This window comes from Frigoribacterium sp. R86507, assembly GCF_044597695.1.
In the GTDB taxonomy this organism is placed as follows: Bacteria; Actinomycetota; Actinomycetes; order Actinomycetales; family Microbacteriaceae; genus Frigoribacterium.
Genome location: NZ_CP139002.1, coordinates 270,233 through 289,890, shown reverse-complemented (window position 1 = coordinate 289,890; position 19,658 = coordinate 270,233). Strand labels below are relative to the sequence as shown.

Annotated in this window: 19 protein-coding genes; 7 read left to right on the top strand and 12 right to left on the bottom strand. The window is 73.4% G+C overall.

Annotated features, from left to right (window positions below; genetic code table 11):
• Window position 1: 1 nt before the first annotated feature.
• The 3 genes from SJY14_RS01410 to SJY14_RS01400 form a co-directional block, all read right to left on the bottom strand.
• Window positions 2-304: a PTS sugar transporter subunit IIB gene (locus tag SJY14_RS01410; RefSeq protein WP_043596598.1), complete on the bottom strand. Its 303-nt coding sequence runs from the start codon at window positions 302-304 to the stop codon at window positions 2-4.
• Entirely contained in the window at window positions 301-756 is a 456-nt protein-coding gene (locus tag SJY14_RS01405) for a PTS sugar transporter subunit IIA (RefSeq protein WP_396599566.1), read from the bottom strand. The genes SJY14_RS01410 and SJY14_RS01405 overlap by 4 nt, the downstream gene beginning before the upstream one ends.
• 104 nt (window positions 757-860) lie before the next feature.
• Window positions 861-1,592 carry a GntR family transcriptional regulator gene (locus tag SJY14_RS01400; protein WP_071255908.1) on the bottom strand — a complete coding sequence of 244 codons (732 nt, stop codon included), beginning with the start codon at window positions 1,590-1,592 and terminating at the stop codon, window positions 861-863.
• A 234-nt stretch (window positions 1,593-1,826) separates the two neighbouring features.
• On the opposite strand from SJY14_RS01400, the gene SJY14_RS01395 reads away from it, so the two are divergent.
• Entirely contained in the window at window positions 1,827-3,962 is a 2,136-nt protein-coding gene (locus SJY14_RS01395) for a transketolase family protein (protein ID WP_396599565.1), read from the top strand.
• Between the two features lie 157 nt (window positions 3,963-4,119).
• Here the strand turns inward: SJY14_RS01395 and SJY14_RS01390 are convergent, their stop codons facing one another.
• On the bottom strand, window positions 4,120-5,337 hold the full coding sequence (locus SJY14_RS01390) for a BMP family protein (RefSeq protein WP_396599564.1): 1,218 nt from the start codon (window positions 5,335-5,337) through the stop codon (window positions 4,120-4,122).
• A gap of 444 nt (window positions 5,338-5,781) precedes the next feature.
• Window positions 5,782-7,419 carry an ATP-binding cassette domain-containing protein gene (locus SJY14_RS01385; protein ID WP_396599563.1) on the bottom strand — a complete coding sequence of 546 codons (1,638 nt, stop codon included), beginning with the start codon at window positions 7,417-7,419 and terminating at the stop codon, window positions 5,782-5,784.
• 518 nt (window positions 7,420-7,937) lie between these two features.
• On the opposite strand from SJY14_RS01385, the gene SJY14_RS01380 reads away from it, so the two are divergent.
• A complete protein-coding gene (locus SJY14_RS01380; protein WP_071255905.1) occupies window positions 7,938-8,429 on the top strand; it encodes a hypothetical protein in 492 nt (163 codons plus the stop codon).
• Window positions 8,430-8,538: 109 nt separating this feature from the next.
• On the opposite strand, the gene SJY14_RS01375 is transcribed toward SJY14_RS01380, so the two are convergent.
• Window positions 8,539-8,955: a hypothetical protein gene (locus SJY14_RS01375; RefSeq protein WP_396599562.1), complete on the bottom strand. Its 417-nt coding sequence runs from the start codon at window positions 8,953-8,955 to the stop codon at window positions 8,539-8,541.
• A gap of 189 nt (window positions 8,956-9,144) precedes the next feature.
• Between SJY14_RS01375 and SJY14_RS01370 the strand changes: the two genes are divergently transcribed.
• Window positions 9,145-9,798 (top strand): DUF1992 domain-containing protein, encoded by a 654-nt coding sequence (locus SJY14_RS01370; RefSeq protein WP_396599561.1) that lies wholly within the window; start codon window positions 9,145-9,147, stop codon window positions 9,796-9,798.
• Window positions 9,799-9,903: 105 nt separating this feature from the next.
• Window positions 9,904-11,055, top strand: coding sequence for a C40 family peptidase (locus tag SJY14_RS01365; protein ID WP_143048635.1), 1,152 nt, complete (start codon window positions 9,904-9,906; stop codon window positions 11,053-11,055).
• Window positions 11,056-11,564: 509 nt separating this feature from the next.
• On the opposite strand, the gene SJY14_RS01360 is transcribed toward SJY14_RS01365, so the two are convergent.
• A complete protein-coding gene (locus SJY14_RS01360; protein ID WP_083396307.1) occupies window positions 11,565-13,184 on the bottom strand; it encodes a SulP family inorganic anion transporter in 1,620 nt (539 codons plus the stop codon).
• A gap of 100 nt (window positions 13,185-13,284) precedes the next feature.
• Here SJY14_RS01360 and SJY14_RS01355 point away from each other — a divergent pair, with 100 nt between their 5' ends.
• Window positions 13,285-13,719 carry a MerR family transcriptional regulator gene (locus SJY14_RS01355; protein ID WP_143048634.1) on the top strand — a complete coding sequence of 145 codons (435 nt, stop codon included), beginning with the start codon at window positions 13,285-13,287 and terminating at the stop codon, window positions 13,717-13,719.
• Between the two features lie 10 nt (window positions 13,720-13,729).
• Here SJY14_RS01355 and SJY14_RS01350 read toward each other — a convergent pair whose 3' ends face one another.
• Window positions 13,730-14,800: a glycoside hydrolase family 6 protein gene (locus tag SJY14_RS01350; protein WP_396599560.1), complete on the bottom strand. Its 1,071-nt coding sequence runs from the start codon at window positions 14,798-14,800 to the stop codon at window positions 13,730-13,732.
• Window positions 14,801-15,135: 335 nt separating this feature from the next.
• Between SJY14_RS01350 and SJY14_RS01345 the strand changes: the two genes are divergently transcribed.
• Window positions 15,136-16,434 carry a M23 family metallopeptidase gene (locus SJY14_RS01345; protein WP_396599559.1) on the top strand — a complete coding sequence of 433 codons (1,299 nt, stop codon included), beginning with the start codon at window positions 15,136-15,138 and terminating at the stop codon, window positions 16,432-16,434.
• 10 nt (window positions 16,435-16,444) lie between these two features.
• On the opposite strand, the gene SJY14_RS01340 is transcribed toward SJY14_RS01345, so the two are convergent.
• The 3 genes from SJY14_RS01340 to SJY14_RS01330 form a co-directional block, all read right to left on the bottom strand.
• Window positions 16,445-16,705 carry a Txe/YoeB family addiction module toxin gene (locus SJY14_RS01340; RefSeq protein WP_396599558.1) on the bottom strand — a complete coding sequence of 87 codons (261 nt, stop codon included), beginning with the start codon at window positions 16,703-16,705 and terminating at the stop codon, window positions 16,445-16,447.
• Window positions 16,702-16,953, bottom strand: coding sequence for a type II toxin-antitoxin system Phd/YefM family antitoxin (locus SJY14_RS01335; RefSeq protein ID WP_396599557.1), 252 nt, complete (start codon window positions 16,951-16,953; stop codon window positions 16,702-16,704). The genes SJY14_RS01340 and SJY14_RS01335 overlap by 4 nt, the downstream gene beginning before the upstream one ends.
• Window positions 16,954-17,042: 89 nt before the next feature.
• Entirely contained in the window at window positions 17,043-17,942 is a 900-nt protein-coding gene (locus SJY14_RS01330; RefSeq protein WP_396599556.1) for a LysR family transcriptional regulator, read from the bottom strand.
• A gap of 71 nt (window positions 17,943-18,013) precedes the next feature.
• On the opposite strand from SJY14_RS01330, the gene SJY14_RS01325 reads away from it, so the two are divergent.
• Window positions 18,014-18,985, top strand: a complete 972-nt coding sequence (locus tag SJY14_RS01325; protein ID WP_396599555.1) for an EamA family transporter — start codon at window positions 18,014-18,016, stop codon at window positions 18,983-18,985.
• Here the strand turns inward: SJY14_RS01325 and SJY14_RS01320 are convergent.
• Entirely contained in the window at window positions 18,975-19,451 is a 477-nt protein-coding gene (locus SJY14_RS01320) for a GNAT family N-acetyltransferase (protein ID WP_396599554.1), read from the bottom strand. The genes SJY14_RS01325 and SJY14_RS01320 overlap by 11 nt on opposite strands.
• Window positions 19,452-19,658: the final 207 nt, after the last annotated feature.

Sequence of the window (19,658 nt, the reverse complement as noted above, 5' to 3'; positions counted from 1 at the left end):
ATCAGTTGGCCCCGGCGTCGGGCACGGTCACGCCCTTGCGGATCGCGGTCTCGCGCACCTTGGTGCGCAGCTCGGCCAGGTCGATGATGCTGTCGAGCACCACGACGTCGCCGAGCCCGCCGACCGAGTCGGCCAGGTCGGCGCCGACGAAGATCACGTCGGCGGCACCCGGGCCGACCGAGCCGAGGTCGGCGTGGTCGACGTCGACCCCGGTGATGCCCTGCTCTTTGAGGACCTTCTCGATGTTCATGTGGACCATGAAGCTCGAACCGAGGCCCGAGCTGCAGACGGCGAGGAATTTCATGCGTTCTGTCCGATCTTGGTGAGGACCGCCAGGGTGTCGGCGGGGGTGGAGGAGGCGAGCAGCTCGGCGCGGAGCGTCTCGTCGGAGAGCAGGGTGGCGAGGGCCATCATCGTGTCGAGGTGGCTCTGCGGGTCGGTCGCGGCGAGGCAGAAGAAGAGGTCGATCGGGTGCGCGGGCTCGTCGTTCAGCAGGACGGTCTCGCCGACGCGCAGGCTCGACAGCCCGGTGCGCACGACGCCGTTCTCGGGCCGGCTGTGCGCGAGGGCGATGCCGAAGCCGAGGTCGATGTAGGTGCCGCCCGCGGCGATCGAGTCGGTCATCGCCGCGACGTAGTGGCTGCTGATGGCGCCGTTGTCGAGCAGGGGCTGCGCGACGCGTTCGACGGCGTCGCGCCAGCCGTCGACGCGGTCGGCGAAGAGGATGGTCTCGGGGGTGAGGAGGTCGGTCAGCACTGTCGTTCCTGGTGGGGGTGGGTGACGTCGTCGTCGCGGCGGGCGTCGGGGGCGGTGGTGGAGTTCAGGAGGCGCCGCTCGGCGGACGAGGAGCGCCGGGTAGGTCAGCCGTGCAGGCCGAAGAAGATCTCGCTGTTCTGCGGGGTGAAGTGGCTGGTCCCGTAGGCGACGGCACGCTCGTCGCCGTCGAACACGGTCGACGCGATGCGCAGCAACGTCGTGCCGAGGGGCACGTCGAGCTCGTCGGCGTGCAGCGTGCTCGCCGCGTCGAGGGAGACGAGCAGGTCTTGCCGGGCGAGGGTCACGCCGTGCTCGCGGTCGAGGTGCCCGTAGAGCGAGCCGTCGGTGAAGTCGACGGTCGCCGTCTCGGGGAACAGCGAGAACGGCAGCCAGGTCACCACGAGGTGGTGCAGCGACCCGTTGACGAAGCGCAGGCGGGTCAGCTCGACGACTTCGTCGGCCGAGTTGATGTCGAGGTGGCTCGCCACCGTCTCGCCGGCGCGGACGACCTTCTGGCCGAGCACGCGGGTGCTGACCGAGAAGCCCTCGCCGGTCTGCTGGGCGTGGAAGCCCTTGACCTCGTCGGCGAACCGCTCGCGGTAGTGCAGGCGGTACTGCGGCTCGGTGACGAAGGTGCCCCGGCCGTGCTCGCGCACCAGGTGGCCGTCGGCGATCAGGCCGTCGACCGCGTGCCGCAGCGTGATGCGGCTGACGCCGTACTCGTCGCAGAGCACGGGCTCGGCGGGCAGCTGCGACCCGGCCTCGAGCTTCTGGATGCGCGACAGCAGGTGCTCGCGCACGGCCACGTACTTGCTCGTGCCGCTCGTGGTGCTCATCTGGTGCCTCCGCGCCGTTGCTGAAGAAGGGTCTCGCCGAAGTGGGTGGTGTCGGATCGTGGCGACCGCCCTGAGTCGTCAGGTCGTCAAGTCGTCATGATGACTTCGACGAGAGTACGTCGCGTCGACCACGGGTGCAAGTCGGCAGTCGTCTTGATTCATCATGACGTCCTGATGTCTCACGCTACGGTCGTCCGAGACCCAGCCCGCCCCTCCCGAACCGGAGCCCCACACGTGACCCACGACCTCGACCACGCCGCCGTCACCACCGCCCGCCTGCTCGCCCTCGACGCCGTCGAGCGTGCCGGGTCCGGCCACCCGGGGACGGCGGCCGCGCTGGCGCCCGTCGCGCACCTCCTCTTCCAGAAGCACCTGCGGCACGACCCGCAGGCACCTGACTGGGCCGGCCGCGACCGGTTCGTGCTGAGCTGCGGGCATGCGAGCGTCCTGCTCTACACGCAGCTCTTCCTCACCGGCTACGACGTGTCGCTCGACGACCTGAAGGCGTTCCGGTCGTTCGGGTCGCGCACCCCCGGCCACCCCGAGCTCGGTCACACCCCCGGCGTCGAGACCACGACCGGACCGCTCGGGCAGGGCCTCGCCACGGCCGTCGGCATGGCGATGGCGATGCTGCACGAGCGTGCCGTCAACGACCCCGACGCCGCCCCCGGCGAGTCCGTCTTCGACCGCCGGGTCTTCGTGCTCGCGTCCGACGGCGACCTGCAGGAGGGTCTCTCGTACGAGGCCGGAGCGCTCGCCGGGCGGCACCGCCTCGGCAACCTCACGGTCATCTACGACGACAACGACATCCAGATCGAGGGTGACACGAGCCTCACCTCGAGCGAGAACGTCGGCGCCCGGTTCGCGGCGCAGGGCTGGCGCGTCGACCACGTCGGGCTCGCCTCGGACGGCGACGTCGACGTCGAGGCCCTCGACGAGGTGCTCTCGACCACCGATCGCCGCGGCGACCGCCCCCACCTCGTCGTGCTCAAGTCGCAGATCGCCTGGCCGGCCCCGAACGCCCGCAACACCTCGGCCTCGCACGGCGCCCCGCTCGGTGCCGCCGAGGTCGCCGCCACCCGGGTCGAGCTCGGCGTCGACTCCGAGCCCTTCACCGTCGACGACGCCGTGCTCGCCCACACCCGCTCCGTGCTCGAGCGCGGCCGGGCCGCCCGCGAGGCCTGGCAGGTCGCCGCCGACGCCTGGGAGCTCGCCCACCCCGTCGCCGCCGCCGAACTGCGCCGCTCGCGGTCACGCACCCTGCCCGCGGACCTCGCGTCGCGCCTCCCGGTCTTCGCCCCCGGCGACACGCTCGCCACCCGCGACGCGTCGGGCAAGGTCATCCAGGCGCTCGCCGAGGCGCTGCCCGAGCTGTGGGGCGGCTCGGCCGACCTCGCCGAGCCCAACCGCACGGCGATCGCAGGAGGCGCGTCGTACCTCCCCGAGGAGGCCCCCGGCACCGGCCGCGCCGGTCGCAACGTCCACTGGGGCGTGCGCGAGGGGGCGATGGCCTCGGCCATGAACGGCATCGCCCTGATCGAGGGCTCGCGGTTCTTCGCCGGGACGTTCCTCGTGTTCAGCGACTACCAGCGCCCGGCGATCCGGCTGGCGGCGCTCATGCAGCTGCCGGTCACCTACCTCTGGTCGCACGACTCGGTCGCCCTCGGCGCCGACGGACCGACCCACCAGCCGATCGAGCACCTGGCGAGCCTGCGCGCGATGCCCGGGTTCTCGGTGGTGCGCCCGGCCGACGGTGCCGAGACGGCCGCGGCGTGGCTGGCGATCCTCGAGAAGGACGGTCCGGCCGGTCTCGTGCTGGCCCGCCAGCCGCTGCCTGTCGCGGCGACGCCGGCCGACGTGGTGCTCGCGGGCGTGCGCCGCGGGGCCTACGTCGTGCAGGACGCACCGGCCTCGATGAGCGGGGTGGCCGACGGCGGCCTGGTTGCCGGCGGCCCCACCGGCACCGGGGCAGCAGCGGGCCCGGGCACGCCCGACGTGGTCGTCGTCGCCACGGGCAGCGAGGTCGCCCTCGTGTTGGAGGCCGTCGCGCAGATCGACGACCTCGCCGTGCGCGTCGTGTCGATGCCCTGCCGCGAGTGGTTCGACGCCGAACCCGCCGAGTACCGCGAGCAGGTGCTGCCCCGCGCGGTGTCGGCCCGGGTCGTCGTCGAGGCCGCCGCGAGCTTCGGCTGGGAGGGCGTCGCCGGTCCCGACGGCGTCGTCGTCGGCATCGACGAGTTCGGCCTCTCGGCCCCCGCGGCCGATGCGCTGCGCGAGCGCGGCATGACGACCGACCGCGTCGTCGCCGCGGTGCTCACTGCGGCCGCGCGGGCCGGGGTCGGCGGCGCCGCGACCCCCGTCGCTTCCTGACCCGCGCCTCCTCGTCCTGGCCCGCGAGTGGGCAGGAGGTGCTGCTCGGCTCGCGCCGACGCGCATCTCCTGCCCACTCGGCGGAGCGGCAGGGGCCGCGGCCGGGCCCCGGGTCGGCCCGGGCCCCGGGTCGGCCCGGGCCCCGGGTCGACCCGGCCTACGGCTGGCTGGGTGAGGTGACCGTGACGGCTCCGCTGGCGATCTGGTCGCGCAGGGCGTCGAGCTCGGACGACAGTTCGGGGCTGACCGACGACGCCAGGTCGTGGAACGGGGCGAGGCCGACCCCGCCGTTGTCGAGCGTGCCGACGTAGGGGTCGTTGCTGAACGAGCCGTCGGTCGACGAGACCGCGATCTGTTGGACGGCCTTCTCGGTGTCCTTGATGACGCTGGTCAGGACGATCGGGCGGTACTCGGCCGGCAACGTGTCGTAGCCGTCGTTGTCGACCCAGATCACGTCGACGTCGCCCGTGGCGAGTGCGGCCGACGCCGCTCCCTCGCCGACCTGCCCGGCGACCGGCATGATCACGTCGGCGCCCTGGTCGATCAACGCCTGGGCGAGCTGCTTGCCCTTGTTGACGTCCTCGAAGTCGCCGGTGAACGAGCCGTCCTGCGCCTCCTTCGACCAGCCGAGCAGCTGCACGCTCGTGCCGTGCGCGGCGTTGTACGCGTCGACGCCGTCCGCGAAGCCGTCCATGAACAGGGTGACCGGGGGCTGGTTGCCGCCGCCGAAGGTCGCGACCTTGCCCGTCTTGCTCACGCCCGCCGCGAGGTAGCCGGCGAGGTACGAGGCCTGCGCCGTGTCGAACAGGATCGGCTTGACGTTCGGGGCCTCGACGGTCTCGTCGACGATGGCGAAGTCGATGTCGGGGTTGGCCTTCGCCTGCTCCTCGGTGGCGGGGGCGAGCTCGTAGCCGACCGTCAGCACGAAGCCGCAGCCCGAGTCGACGGCTTGCGCGACGTTCGGGGCCAGGTCGTTCTCGGTCGTCGAGACGAGCACGCGGGCCTGGATACCGTCGTCCTTCTCGGCCTTCTGCAGGCCGGCCCAGCTCGACTGGTTGAACGAGCGGTCGTCGAGCCCGCCGGAGTTCGTCACCATGCGGGCACAGTTCTCGCCCGCGCCGGCGCTGCCCGAGGCGGCCGTGTCGGACGGGGCGCTGGCACAGCCGGCCAGCAGCGCGAGACCGGCGAGGCCGCCGGCGACCCCGAGGAGGCGCGGGTGGCGGAGGCGGGACGACGAGCGATCCCCGGCGCGGGCGGCCCCGAGGCGGGTGCTGCCGAGGAGGGTGCTGCCGAGGAGGGTGCTCGGGCGGGGTGCGGGTGCGGCGGGGTGCGCGGAGTCGGCGAGACGGGCGGGTGCGGCGGGGTGGACGGGCATGAGGCGGGACCTCCGGGAACGGGTGTGCTGTGGGGGTGCCGGCGGTGCGGGCCGGGCGGGTGGACACAGTCAACTGCCTGCGGGCCTCCGTGCCAAGCGTGTGACGGGCGCGGGCTCCGTCGGCGGCCCGCGCCGCGCCTCCTGCGTTCGCCCGTCCGGCCCGCGCCGCGCCTCCTGCTCTCGCCGCCGGCCGCGCCTCCCGGGCTCCCGGGCTCCCCGCCAGGAGATGGACACAGCGCCAGGACTAGTCGTGGTGTCGTGACCACTTCCTGGCGTCGTGTGACGGGGTCGGGCTGCGTCGGCGGCTCGCGCCACACCTCCCTGCCCTCGCCGCCACGAAGTAAACAGGCCGCCACTTTTTCTCGTGGCGGGGTGTTTAGTTCGTGGCGGGTTCGCGCGTTGGCGGCGACGGCGGAGGCCCGGTCCGGCCGCGGCAGGACGGCCTCAGCGGACCTCGACCCGGGCGTCGAGCTCGAGCCGCTCGAGGAAGGCCTCGTCGTGGCTGACGATCACGAGCGCCCCGCGGTACCCGCGCAACGCCTGGAGCAGGTGGTCGGTGCTCGCCATGTCGAGGTCGTTCGTCGGCTCGTCGAGCACCAGCAGCTCGGGCGGCGGGTCGGCGAGCAGCAGTCCGGCCAGCGCGACCCGGAACCGTTCGCCGCCCGAGAGGGTCCCGGCGAGCCGGTCCACGATGTCTCCCCTGATGAGGAACCGCGCGAGGCGGTTACGCACCTCGCGCGGGGGAACGTCCGGTGCAGCCCGCCGGACGTTCTCGAGCACCGTGAGCGCGTCGTCGAGCGAGTCCTTCTTCTGCCCGAGGTGGGCGACCCGACCGGTCAGCGCGACGGCGTGCGTGTCGGGCAGCGGATGCGGCCGCGCGTCCGGCGCACCGACGAGCTGCTCGAGCAGCGTCGTCTTGCCCGACCCGTTGTCGCCGACGACGGCGACGCGCTCCACCCCCTGGACGACGATGGTGCGTCCCCGCACCGTCAGCTCGGCGAGGCGCCGGGACGCCGGGACCGCCGGGTCCGGCAGGTTGACCACGATCGTGTCGTCACGACGCAGGCGTCGCTCGGCGGTGTCGACCGCGACCCGCGCCTCCTGCTCGGACGACGCGTGCGCCTTGCGCAGCGAGCCCGCCGTCGCCTCGGCCTGGCCGCGCAGCTGGTTCGCCATGATCTTCGGCATCGACTCGCCGGCCTTGGCTCCCGCCTTGGCCCGCCGCGCGATGGTCGTCTCGGCCTCGATGCGCTGCCTCCGCTCGGCTTTGAACACCTGCTCGGCGGCCCGGACGTCGCGCTCGGCCGCGGCCTGCAGCACCGCGAGCTGCTGCTCGTAGGCCGACCAGGTGCCGCCGAACACGGTCATCGAGCCGTCGCGCAGCTCGGCGATCTCGTCGACGTGCTCGAGCAGCTCGCGGTCGTGGCTGACGACGACGAGCGTCCCCCGCCAGCGGTCGACCACGTCGAGCAGCAGGCCGCGTGATCGTCGGTCGAGGTCGTTCGAGGGCTCGTCGAACACGGCGATCGGCCGACCCCTCAACCGCACTCCGGCGATGGCGACGAGCACGGCCTGCCCTCCGGACAGCGTCGACACCGGGCGGTCGAGGACGGTGCCGGTGCCGGTGCCGCTGCCGCTGCCGCTGCGGCTGGCGATGCGGGCACCGCCGTCGAGGTGGCCCAGCCCGACGTCGGCGAGGGCCGCGGCGGCGCGCGACTCGACGTCCCAGTCGTCGGCGAGCAGCTCGAACTGCCGTTCGGTCGCGTCGCCGGCGAGGATCGCCCGCAAGGCGAGGAGGCGCGGGCCGACCCCCAGCAGGTCGGCCACGGTGTCGTCGGCGCGGGACCGCAGCCGTTGCGGCAGCAGGTCGACCTCGCCGGTGGTCGTGAGACGCCCGCCGGTGGGGACGAGGTCGCCGGTGACGAGCCGGACGAGCGTGGACTTGCCCGCGCCGTTCGCGCCGACGAGGCCGGTGCGGCCACGACCGAATGCGGTCGACAGGTGGTCGATCACCCCCGAGCCGTCGGGCCAGGAGAACGAGAGGTCGGAGAGGACGATGGAGGGTGTGGTGATGGTGGGCACGAGGGCTCCCGGTGGGTGGTGTCGGAGCACGACGACCACCCGTCCCTCGCCGGCGACGGAGGTCGGCTGCGGCGGGGGAGCGACCCGGCAGGAGGCGCGGCGCCTCGAGCGAGGCGGCGCCCGGTTCACGGGGCGGGCGGGAGTGGCGTCAGTGCGAGGGCGACTGCTGCGCGAGGGGCGCAGTACCGGTGATGAGACGCAACGCTCTGCCTTCTGTGCGGTGGGCCCCCGTGCCCGCGAGGGCGGTCGACCGGCCGGTGTGTCGGCCGCACCGGTGCCTGCTCTCGCGACGGGGTACCCCGCCACGGTAGGTCGTGCCCACGCCGGTCCGCAAGGGGCGGGTGCCGGCCGACCCGCGCTTCCTGCGCTCGCCGCCACGAAGTAAACATGCCGCCACCTTTTGCGTGGCGGCATGTTTACTTCGTGGCGGGCTGGCGGCGACGCCGGCGACGGCGGCGACGGCGGGTGCGGGGGCCGGCGGTGCGGCGGCGTCCAGGCGGGCGGGGCACACTGTCGGCATGTACCGAGGCCTGCCGACCATCTCGTTGCCCGAACCCGAGCGTCCGCCGTTCGTCGACCGGCTGCGACGGGCGCTCGACCTGGCCGCCGCGGAGGAGAGCGGACGCCTGCGGGTCGTCCACTCGTGGGTCGGCGACGAGGTGCCCGGCACGACCCTGCGCCGCGTCGGCTGGCAGACGCGCGTCCTGACGGTCACGGGCCCGCGGCGTGCACCCGTCGACGTCTGGTTCGACGCCGACGACGGTGACGTCAGCGTGATCGGCGACGTCTCGGTGCCCGACTGGTCCCTGCACGACGCCGAGGCCGAGTCGGCCTGCCTCGCGGCGTCCGGCCAGTTGCTCCACGACCTCGCCGCCGGGCGCCTGCCCCGTGGTCGCCGCTCGGACTTCGTCCGGTCGAGCACCGTGCTCGCCCTGCTCGGTGCCGGGGCCGTCGTCGGCGCGGTCGTCGTCGACGTGCTGCGCGCCCGGGGTCGGGGCCGCTCGGTCTGACGACCCGCGCCTCCTGGCCTGACGACCCGCGCCTCCTGACTTCGCGACCTGCGCCTCCTCGGGACGTCCCGCAGCGCGGGCAGCGCCGGCGAGCGCGCCGGGCGAGGGCCTAGCGGGTGTGCCTCTCGAAGAACGCCGTCGACGAGGGCAGCAGCATCAGCAGGCAGGCGATCAGCGCACAGATCACGGACGCCCACTCGAGCACCCCGCCGCCGCTCGCCCCGCTCACACCGCCCAGCACCTGCAGGATGGTCAGCACGAGCAACACGGTGCGCGCCCAGCGGCGCCCGTCGCGCATCGACCGGACGACCGCGAGCTGCACCAGGGCGACCACGATCGCGAACACCCCGCCGGCGATGTCGGCCCCACGGGGATCCGCCAGGGCCCCACCGGACGTCGACACCCGCGCCGGCCCGCCGAACAGCATCAGCAGGACGGCGCCGACGACGCCCAGGACGACGACGACGATCCACAGGGCGTACGCCGTCGAGATCGAGCGGGGGGCGGGTGGGGCGGCGTCGCGCATCGGGCCTCCTCGAGCGGCGGGCAGGGCCTCCAGGGTAGGCCCGGCCACCGTCGGAGGTGCGGCGTACCCTCGATGCCACGAACCCACAGAGCACGAACCCGCAGAGCACGGACGAACAGAGCACGGACGAGCAGGGGCGACGGTCGGGCACCGCCCGCCGTCCGACGACGAGCGCAGGAGGCGCGGCGCATGGACCGAGAACCCGAACGACGACCGCAGGGTCGCGACCACCGCGTCGACGCGGCCCGCTACCGGGTCGACGGCGACGTGCCGAGCGACGACGCGCCCCGCGACACCCGCACGGCCGCCGAGATGCGGGCCTGGGCCCGCACCGCCATCGACCTGGCGATCGCCCGCGGCGAGTTCGACGACCTGCCGCTCGCCGGCAAGCCGCTGCCCGGCCTGGCCGGGGCCACGGTCGACCCCGACTGGTGGCTGCGTGGTCTGATCGAGCGCGAGGGGCTCACCGGGCTCGCGCCTCCGGCCCTGTCGTTGCGGGCCGAGAGCACCGGGCTGCACGCCGAGCTCGACCGGTTGCGATCCGAGGCCGCCGTGCGCTCGCACCTCGACGACTTCAACGCGCGCATCGTCGAGGCGAGGCGCCAGCTGTCCGGGGGCCCGCCGGTCGTGACGCCCACGCGGGACGTCGACGGCGAGGTGCTGCTCTGGCACGAGCGGCGTCAGGCGCGACGAGCCGCCGAGGCCGCCGCCGTGCCGCCTCCGCCCCCGAGCTGGCGCGAGCGGCGGGCGCTGCGGCGCGAGCTCAGGCGGCGTCGCGGGGTGCCAGGCCCGTCGTCCGGGCAGGGTGACCCGCACTCACCCGACGAGGGATCACCCGCATGATCCCGTGACCGATTCGTGATCTTTTTCCGGCGACAACTACACCTCGAGGATGATGCGCGCTAGGGTCGAGTGTTCGCACCACCCCCAGACGAGAGGACCGTACGCGTGACGAAGCCCGCCTCCCCGACCTCTCCGGATCAGGGTGGCGCGACGGCTGGTCATGTCGAAAGTGCTGGTCAGAACCCCGCTGGTCACGACGGTGCTCGTCCGCTCGGTGAGCGTTCGGCCCGCCTCGCCCTCGAGCGTCGCGAACGCCGCGCCCGTCGCGACGTGCTGCCGACCTCGCACCGCGAGTCCTTCGTCGAGTGCGCCGCCCTCGTCGGTGCCGCCGAGGCCGCGGTCGCCCCGCGCGTCCGTCCCCGCCGCGCCGAGGCTCCGGTCCAGACCAGCCCGCTGCTCGGTCTCGAGGAGTCCGCCGCGACCGAGGCCGCCCGTCCTGCGGTCGCCGCCCGCGCCTCCTCGGTCGCCGCTCACCCCGCACCTGTCCGTCCCTCGCGTCGCGCTCGCCGTGCCGCAGTCGTGGCCGCTCGTCCCGTGTCGCCGGCCCGTGCTGCCGCCGGTCGTGCCGGTGCGGCGCGCAGCGTCGGCACCGCCGTGAAGAAGCTCTCCATCGTCACCGCGATCGTCGGCTTCGCCGCCAGCGGCGTGCTGCCGCTGCTCGCGACCACCGGTGACGAGGCCCAGGCCGTCGCCGCGGGTGAGTCGTCGCGGTCGTCGCTCGGTTCGCAGACGCTGTCGGTCGACACGGCGTCGCTGACCGACGAGTCCGACGAGACCGCCCGCGACGCCTACTCGGCCACGTCGATGATCGACGTCGCGACGCAGAACCTGCAGAACCGCAAGGCCGCGGCGAACACGACCTACGAGGGGCCGACCACGGCCGACTACCTCGCGAATCCGCTCTACCCCGAACTCGACCGCGACCAGGTGCTCGCCGTGGCGCTGCAGTACATCGGCACGCCGTACGTGCACGGCGGCGAAGACCCCTCGAAGTTCGACTGCTCGGGCCTGATCACCTTCGTCTACGCGCAGTTCGGCATCGAGCTGACCCACTACGTGCCGACGCAGAACACCGAGGGGCGCACGATCCCCGAGTCCGAGGCCGTGCCCGGCGACCTCGTCGTGTTCGACAACCTGGCCCACGACGGCATCTACGCCGGCAACGGAATGATCCTCGACGCCCCGAAGCCCGGCGGCTTCGTCGACGTCCGCCCGATCTGGAACCAGGCGCACCACTTCGTCCGCATCGACGGCTGAGCCGGGCCCTCCGGGTTCGGCCGCGTCAGGACGCCGCGCGCCCAGAGCTGACGACCCGCGCCTCCGCGGGGCGTCGTTCTGCGTTGACGATCCTCACCTCAGGGGTCGTCGTCCTCGGGTGGTGACCCGCGCCTCCGGGGCGCGGTCATCCCGCGGTGGTGATCCGCGCCTCCGGGTGTCGTCGTCCTGATGTGGTGCCCCTCGCCTCCGAGGTGTCGTCGTCCTCGGGTGGTGACCCGCGCCTCCCGGGGTCCGCCTTCCGGCAGGTCCGCCTCCGGCACGTCACCAGCGTGCCGCGTGTGCAATTCGCGACCTGTGACGAGCCATCTCGCGTGCCGAACCCGACAACCGGCCGGAGCCGCGCCGCTCATGTTCGTCCGGGGCCGTTCGTCCGGCCCCGGTTGTCGCGATTTGCACACCGGGGCGGGGGCGGGGCGGGGACGGCAGGCAGGCGGGCGGCGGGCGGGGGCAGGACCAGGAGGCGCGGGTCGCGCCTCCGGGACGACGCTCTACCCGAGGCGGCCGGTGAGACGGCCGTGGAACGCCTCGCTGCGGTCGTCCAGCCCGACGAACGTCGCCGTCACGCCGTGCGCCCGGAACTTCTCGTCGACCGAGTCGAGGGCCGCGACGCTCGACGCGTCCCACACCTGGGCGCGGGACAGGTCGACGGTGACCGCCTCGGGGTCGTCTCCGTAGGAGAAGTGCTCGACGAGGTCGTTGCTGCTGCCGAAGAAGAGGGGGCCGATGACGTCGTACCGCACCGTCTCGGGGGCCGGGGCAGACCCGACGACCGCACCCGCGCCTTCTGCGTTCGAGGCGGCCGTGGCCTCGCCGAGGGTGCCGGTGTCGGCCACGGCGCCCGGCGTCACGTGCCGCTCGACCGTGATCACGTGGGCCACCCGCCGGGCGAACAGCACCATCGCGAGCAGCACGCCGACCGCGACGCCGAGGGCGAGGTTGTTCGTCGCGACGACCACGGCCACCGTGACCACCATGACGAGCGTCTCGGGCACCGGCATGCGCCGCAGGGTCGACGGCTTCAGCGAGTGCCAGTCGACCGTGGTGATCGCGACGATCATCATGACCGCCGCCAGCGCCACCATCGGGATCGCCGACATCACGGCGCTCAGCCCGGTGACCAGCAGCAACAGGAAGAGCCCGGCCGCGATCGTCGACACCCGGGTGCGGGCCCGCCCGATCTTCACGTTGACGACCGTCTGGCCGATCATGGCGCAGCCGGCGATGCCGCCGTAGAAGCCGGCTGCGATGTTCGCGACGCCGAGCGCCCAGGACTCCTTGCCCTTGTGCGACGGGGTCTCGGTGAGGTCGTCGACGAGCTTGGCGGTCAGCAGGGTCTCCATCAGGCCGACGAAGGCGACGCTGAGGGCGGTGGGCCAGATGATCTGCAGCGTCTCGAGCGTGAACGGAGCGAGCCACGGGGTCAGGCCGGGCAGGCCGCCGCCCATCGGTCCCTCGTCGCCGACGGTGTGCACGTCGAGGCGGGCGGCCACGGCGATGACCGTCACGACGACGATGGCGACCAGCGGTGCCGGCACGGCCTTCGTCACCTTCGGCAACAGCACGACGATCGCGATGGTCAGGGCGAACAGCGGGTAGACGACCCACGGCTGGTCGATGATGTGCGGCACCTGCGCCACGAAGATCAGCACGCCGAGTGCGTTGACGAAGCCGATCATGACCGAGCGGGGGATGAACCGCATCAGCCGGGCGAGACCGGCGAGCCCGAACGCGAGTTGCACGAGCCCGGCCAGGACGACCGTCGGCAGCACGTAGTCGGTGCCGTGCTCGCGCACCAGCGGCGCGATCACGAGGGCGACCGACCCCGCGGCGGCGGTGACCATCGCCGGGCGGCCGCCGAGCACCGACATGACGAGCGCCAGCACGATCGACGCGACGAGGCTGACCATCGGGTCGACCCCGGCGATCACCGAGAACGAGATGACCTCGGGCACGAGGGCGAGCGTCGTGACGACGCCGGCCAGGGCCTCGCGGGTCAGGAGGCGCGGGTTGCGCAACACGGACAGCACCGTGTCGGCGGGGCGGGTGGGGCGGACCGACCGCGCGGCGGGTTCAGGGCGCGCGCGGTCGGAGTCGGGGGCAGTGGTCACGGGGGACTCCTGGGGGTGTGCGGAAGAATGGGGGAGCCGGCGACACTGCCGTACGATGCAACCCTACCCTTACGTGAGGGTAGAGATGAAACGAGACCCCATGCCCGACGAGACCGCCACGATGCAGATCGGCGAGCTCGCCGACCGCACCGAGATGTCGCTGCGCACGATCCGCCACTACGACGAGGTCGGTCTGCTGACGCCGTCGGGCCGCAGTGAGGGCGGGTTCCGGCTGTACACGCACGACGACTACCTGCGACTCATGGTGATCCGGCGCATGAAGCCGCTGGGGTTCAGCCTCGACGAGATGGCCGAGCTGCTGCGGGTCGTCGACGCGCTCGACGGCGGGGCGGGCGACGACGGCGGGGCTGCGGGCGAGCCCGGGGCGGGCGACGAGGGCGACGGGCGCGACCAGGCGACCCGCGCCTCCTTGGCGGCGTTCGTCGACGAGACCGTCGAGCGTCGCGCGAAGCTCGAGCGTCAGCTCGCGATGGCCGACGAGTTCCTCGAGCTGTTGCGCGCCCGACTGCGCTAGGCGTCGCCGGTCAGCTGCGCGCCCACTCGGGGCGGCGGTCGACGAGCATCTCGGCGTACGACGGGTACCACTCGCCGGCCGGGGGTCCGTCGTTGCAGGTGCCGTCGCTGATTCCCGGCGTCTTGACCCAGAGCAGGGCGTCGAGGCGGCCGTCGTCGGACACGACGCGGGGGTCCTGGCCGAGGCCGACGTCCTCCGGGTTGCACCAGGTCCCCTTCCAGCCGCGGCCGTTGCGCGACACGTCGATCACGTAGCGGCTGCCGCCCGTCATCGCGGCCACCTCCTCGGCGTACGGTTGCTCGTCGCCCACGGGGTAGAAGCCGGCGACGTTGGTGAAGAAGCCGCGTGCCTGGTCGACGCCCGCCGCCTCCAGTCGTTCGGCCATCACCTCGGGCTGCACCCAGTGCGAGTTGCCGCCGTCGAGGTAGGCGGGCACACCGGCCGCCGCGAAGTCGGCGACGGCCTGCCTCAAGAGCGGGAGGCGCGTGTCGGCCAGCTGCGGACACCGGCTCAGCATGCCGAGCGAATCGGGCTCGACGATGACCGCGGCCCGGTGCCCGGCGAGGGTGGCCGCGACGGTCGCGTTCCAGGCGGGGTAGCGCTCGACGGACAGGCCGCCGGCCGAGTAGTTGCCGCAGTCCCGGTCGGGGATCGCGTACGTGACGAACACCGGCGTCGCACCCTGCTCCTCGGCGGCGGCGAGGTAGTCGGTGATGACCTTCACGAGCTGCGCGTCGTCGTAGCCGTCGCCGATCCACATCGCGACCGGGCGCTTCGCGATCATGGCCGCGGCCCGGGCGGCGTCCGTCTCCCCGTCGGCGCTGAGCGTCGCCTCCGCCCGCACCGCCAGCGAGTTCGGCTCGAGGGCGATGCCGCCGTGAAAGACCGTGCCGGACGGAGCCGTGCGGATCGTCTCGGGCGTCACCCGGGTCGCCTGCGACGTCGGGGTCGGGGTCGGGCTCGACGACCCGTCGGTCGGCGTCGGGCGGGTGGTGTCACCCGACGAGCACGCGGCCAGCAGGACGACGGCGGCCGCGGCGAGCAGGCCGAGGGTGGTCCGGGCCGGTCGGGACGATGCCATCTGCGCCTCTCTCGGCGCAGCCGGGGATGCTGCCCCGACGGTGGTGGAAGGGACAGTCGACCACGGATGCACCCTCGCGCACAGGGGCCGAAAGGGGGACACGGCCGTACCTCGCGGGCGCCGGCATCGCCGCCGGGGTCGCCGCCGCGTCGACGTCTCCTCCCCAGGGCGTCGGTCACCCCGAGGAGGCGCGGTGCCGGGTGGCCGCGCTGGTTCCGACCCCGCGCATCTCGCTAGGCTGGGTGGTCCGCGAGGCCCGAGCGCGGACGCCCTTGCACCGCGGCGCACCCCCGGCCTCACCGGACGGGTCGTGCGCACCAGACAGACAGAGAGCCATGCCCCACTCCGTCCGCCCCGTTTCCGCCTCGAGCCCACTCCACCGACGGACGTCGGCGTCGACCCTCGTCCTCGCGCTGGTGGTGGCGCTGCTCGCCGTGCTCGTCGTCCCCGACCGGGCGAGCGCCGCCGCCCCGACCTGGCAGGCCGTCCTCGCCGCGCGCGGCGACGAGTCCGCCAAAAAGAAGGCGCTGGCCGACCTGCAGACGGCGCTCGACGCCGCGTCGGCCCGTGCCGAAGCCGCCCGCACCTCGGCCGACGAGGCCGGACGCGTGCTGGGCGAGGCCCAGGCGGCCGTCGACGAGGCGACCGCGCGGCACGAGCAGCTCGAGACGCGTCGGGCCGAGGCCCGTGCGACCGCCGACTCGTCGCGACGGGTCGTCGGCCAGGCCGCTGCCCTGATGGCCCGCCCCGGCAGCGGGGGCATGGTGGGCGACCTCCTCGCGGCCGGCGACGGCGCCCAAGAGGTCCTCAAAGGCCTGAGCCTGTCGAGCAAGCTCGGCGAGAACGTCGGCCGCCTCCGCGAGCGGGCGCAGGCCGCCGACAACCTCGCGACCTCGTTGGCCGACCAGGCCGCCGTGGCGCTCGCCGAACGGGACCGGCTCGCGGCCGACGCCCAGACCGCGCTCGACGACGCGGCCGCGGCCAGCGTGACGGCCGAGGCCGACCTGGTCGCCGTCGACGACGAGAAGGCCACCCTCGCCGCGCAGGTCGCCCTGCTCGAGGACGACCGCATGACGCTCGAGCAGGCCTACGCCCAGGCCCAGACGGCAGCCGCGGCCGCGGCAGCCGCGGCGGCGCGTCCCGCCCCGGCCGCCGGGGGCGGCACGGGCCCCGTGGCACCCGGTACGGGCGGCCCGGGCCCGGGCGTCACCGTGCCCGACCCGGGCACGGGGTGGGTCGCGGCCATCCGCTCATACAGCTCGTACCAGGCCTACGGCTACCGCATCCACCCGATCACGGGCGAGTACAAGCTGCACGCGGGCGCCGACTTCGGTGCGGCCTGCGGCACGCCCATCTACTCGGTCTCGGCCGGCCGTGTCAGCTACGCCGGGTCGTCGAGCGGCTACGGCAACCTGATCGTCGTGGACCACGGCGGCGGGGTCAGCAGCGCGTACGCCCACATGGAGCGCAACGGCATCTACGTCTCGGTCGGCCAGCAGGTCCGGGCCGGCCAGAACATCGCCGGCGTCGGCACCTCGGGCGGCTCGACCGGCTGCCACCTGCACCTCGAGGTGCGCCAGGGCGGCGTCGCGACCGACCCCGTCGCCTTCCTCGCGACGAAGGGCGTCCGCTGACCACGCGAGTTCAGCCCGAGTAGTGGTAGCGGCACTGCGCGATCAAGACGTCCGTCTCGGTGACCTTGTAGACGAGCCTGTGCTCGTCGGTGATGCGGCGAGACCAGAAGCCGTGGAATCCGTGCTTGAGGGCCTCGGGCTTCCCGATGCCCTCGTTCCCGTTGCGTTCGATGTCACGGATCAGGGTGTTGATGCGCTTATGCACCTTTCGGTCCTGCGTCGGCCAGTACACGTAGTCGTCCCACGCGTCGTCGTCGAAGACGATCCTCATCTGTGCAGCTCGCGCTCGCTCCCGCCGCCGTCGCTCAAGCGCTCGATGGCCCCCAGGAGTCGCCGGGCGTTCGCCGGGCTGCGCAACAGGTAAGCCGCCTCCTTCAGCGACTCGTAGTCGTCGAGGGCGACGAGCACGACGGGGTCGTGGCCGGCACGGGTGATGACGACCTCTTCGCGATCGTCGGTGACCGAGTCGAGCGTCGCCGCGTAGTTCGCACGGGATTCGGAATAGGTGAGTGTCTTCATGATGCCTCCTGAGTACAGAAAACTGTACGTCCGAGAGCTCGGTGTCACAAGGTGGCGACGAGACTTCGCGCGCCTCACCCATTGGTTCGTCAGATCGACGCGGCCTCGGCCCGGATCTCGTCGACCACGGTGCGGACGGCCGGCCGGGCCGCGCGGTCGGGTCGCATCAGGGCCTCGAGGTGCCGCCCGGCTCGCACGTTCTCGAGCGTCGCCAGGTGGAACCGGCCGGGCGCGCGCGACGCGGACGTGTGGCGGGGCACGAGTGCCACCCCGTGTCCGGCGGCGACGAGGTTCTCGATCAGGGGCAGGTGCACCGTGCGGTGGACGACCTCGGGCGCGACGCCCGACTGCACGGCCATCGACACCAGCACGCGGTCGATCGGGTAGCCCTCGGGGACGCCGATCCACGGCTCGCGGATGACGTCGTCGACGGCCACGCGTCCGCGGTCGGCCAGCCGATGGCCGAGGGGCAGTGCCACCTCGAGCGGTTCGCGCAGCAGCGACACGACGGTCGTCGAGCCCCGGCCCGGCGGCAGCACACCGTCCGACCGGTGCGCGAGCACCACGTCGAAGTCGGCCGTCAGGGGTGCGAACTCGTCCTCCGAGACGTCCCGGTCGGCCACGTCGAGCTCGACGCCTGGGTGCGCCTTCATGCGGTGCAGCAGCCCGGGCAGCAGCAGCTCGGCCGCCGAGGCGAACATCGACACCCGCACCACGCCGCCCGTGCCTCCGCGGACGGCGTCGAACGCCGCCTCGGCCTCGGCGACCGCGGTCGCGACCCCGATCGACGCCCGGGCCAGTGCGCTGCCTTCCTCGGTCAGCACGACGCCCCGGCCGACGCGACGGACGAGCTCGACCCCGAGCTGACGCTGGAGCGTCTTCAGCTGCTGCGACACGGCGCTGGGCGACCGGTGCGTCGCGGCCGCGACGGCGGTGACGCTGCCGCGGTCGGCGAGTTCTCGCAGCAGGTCGAGGTGGGCGAGGTCCATGAAGGCAGCCTACAAAGACCTCGCGGACATCTGCGCTGGTCCTGAACGGTCCGGCACGCCACGATGGACCGGTGACCGTCCGCGACCGCCTCCTCGCCCTCGTCGTCGCCGTCTGCTGGGGCATCAACTTCCCGGTGACGGCGATCGCCCTCGAACACTTCCCGCCGTTCCTGCTCGTGGCGCTGCGCTTCACCCTGTTGGCGGTGCCGACCGTGCTGTTGGTGCCGCGTCCCGCGATCCCGTGGTCGCGCCTCCTGCTGGTGGGGGCGACGCTCGGCATGCTGCAGTTCGCGTTCCTCTACCTCGGGATCGCGGCGGGCATGCCCTCGGGTCTCGCCTCGCTCGTGCTGCAGGCCTCGGCCCCGTTCACCGTGGTCATCGCGGGCTTCTGGCTCCGTGAACGCATCACGCGTCGGCAGGCGATCGGCATCGGCATCGCCGTGGTCGGGCTCGTCGTCATCGCGGGCCACCGGTCGCAGGTCGCGGCGCTGCTGCCCGTCGTCCTGACGCTGTGCGGCGCGCTCGGCTGGGCGATCGGCAACGTGGCCGTCCGACGGGCCGCGCCGCCGAACCCGATGCACCTGACGCTGTGGATGTCGATCGTCGCGCCGGTGCCCATGCTCGCGCTGTCGTTCGTCGTCGAGGGGCCTGCCCGCATCGGCGAGAGCCTCGGCACGGTCTTCACGCTCGAGGCGCTGCCGTCGGTGCTCTGCCTGCTCTACCTCGTGCTGATCGCCTCGGTCGTCGGCTACGGCATCTGGACGCGCCTGCTCTCGGTCTACCCCTCGGCGACCGTCGCACCGTTCTCGATGCTGGTGCCCGTGGTCGGCGTGCTGGCCTCGTGGCTGGCGTTCGGCGAGGTGCCCGACCTGGTCGAGCTCGTCGCCGGCGTCGCGGTGGTCGGCGGTGTGCTGTACGCCAGCCGCGTGCCGAGGGTCCGCGCCGGGGACGGCGACCCCGAGGAGGCGCGGGTCGCCTCGCCCGAGCCGGTGCCCGTCCCCGAGTCCGGCACCGCGCCTCCCGGGTCGCCCCTCAGGCGGTGACGGGCTTCTTCATCTGCACGGCGGTCGTCTCGTAGCCGAGCGACTCGTAGAGGTGGCGGGCGACCTCGTTGTAGCCGAACACGTTCAGGCCGAGGGTCACGGCGCCGTGACGGGCGGCGGCCTGCTCGGCGAGCAGCATCGTCGCCCGCCCGAGTCCGGCGCCGCGGTGGGCCTCGTCGATCTCGACGTCGAAGACCCACCAGTCCGACGAACCGGGCACGCGAGGTGCGATCCAGAGGATGCCGACGGGCTCACCGGGTCGGGCGTCGTCGATGACGTCGTAGACGAGGTGCCCGTCGGCCGGCGACCCGTCGGGGAAGGCCTCGCCGAACGAGCGTCGGGCGGCCTCGGCAGCCTGCTCGGGGGTCTCGCCGGCGAGCACGCGGGATTTCTCGTACTCGTCGCTCGAGCGTCGCATCCAGGGCACGAGACGGGAGGTGGGCATGGGCACGAGGCTGAGCGTCATGCTCGCACGCTAGCGCGCCGTGACCAGGCGCGGCACGCGTCGTCACGAGCGGCAGGCGGACCGGTCAGTCGTACCCCGAAACGCTTCGCCACGCGTACCCCGGCAGCTGTCGGAGGGCGCAGGTGGCCCCGGTAACGTGTGCAGCGGTCGACGGGGGACGGCCGTGCGGTGCCTCGCAGGGCACCGTCTCGACCCGCAGGAGAGACC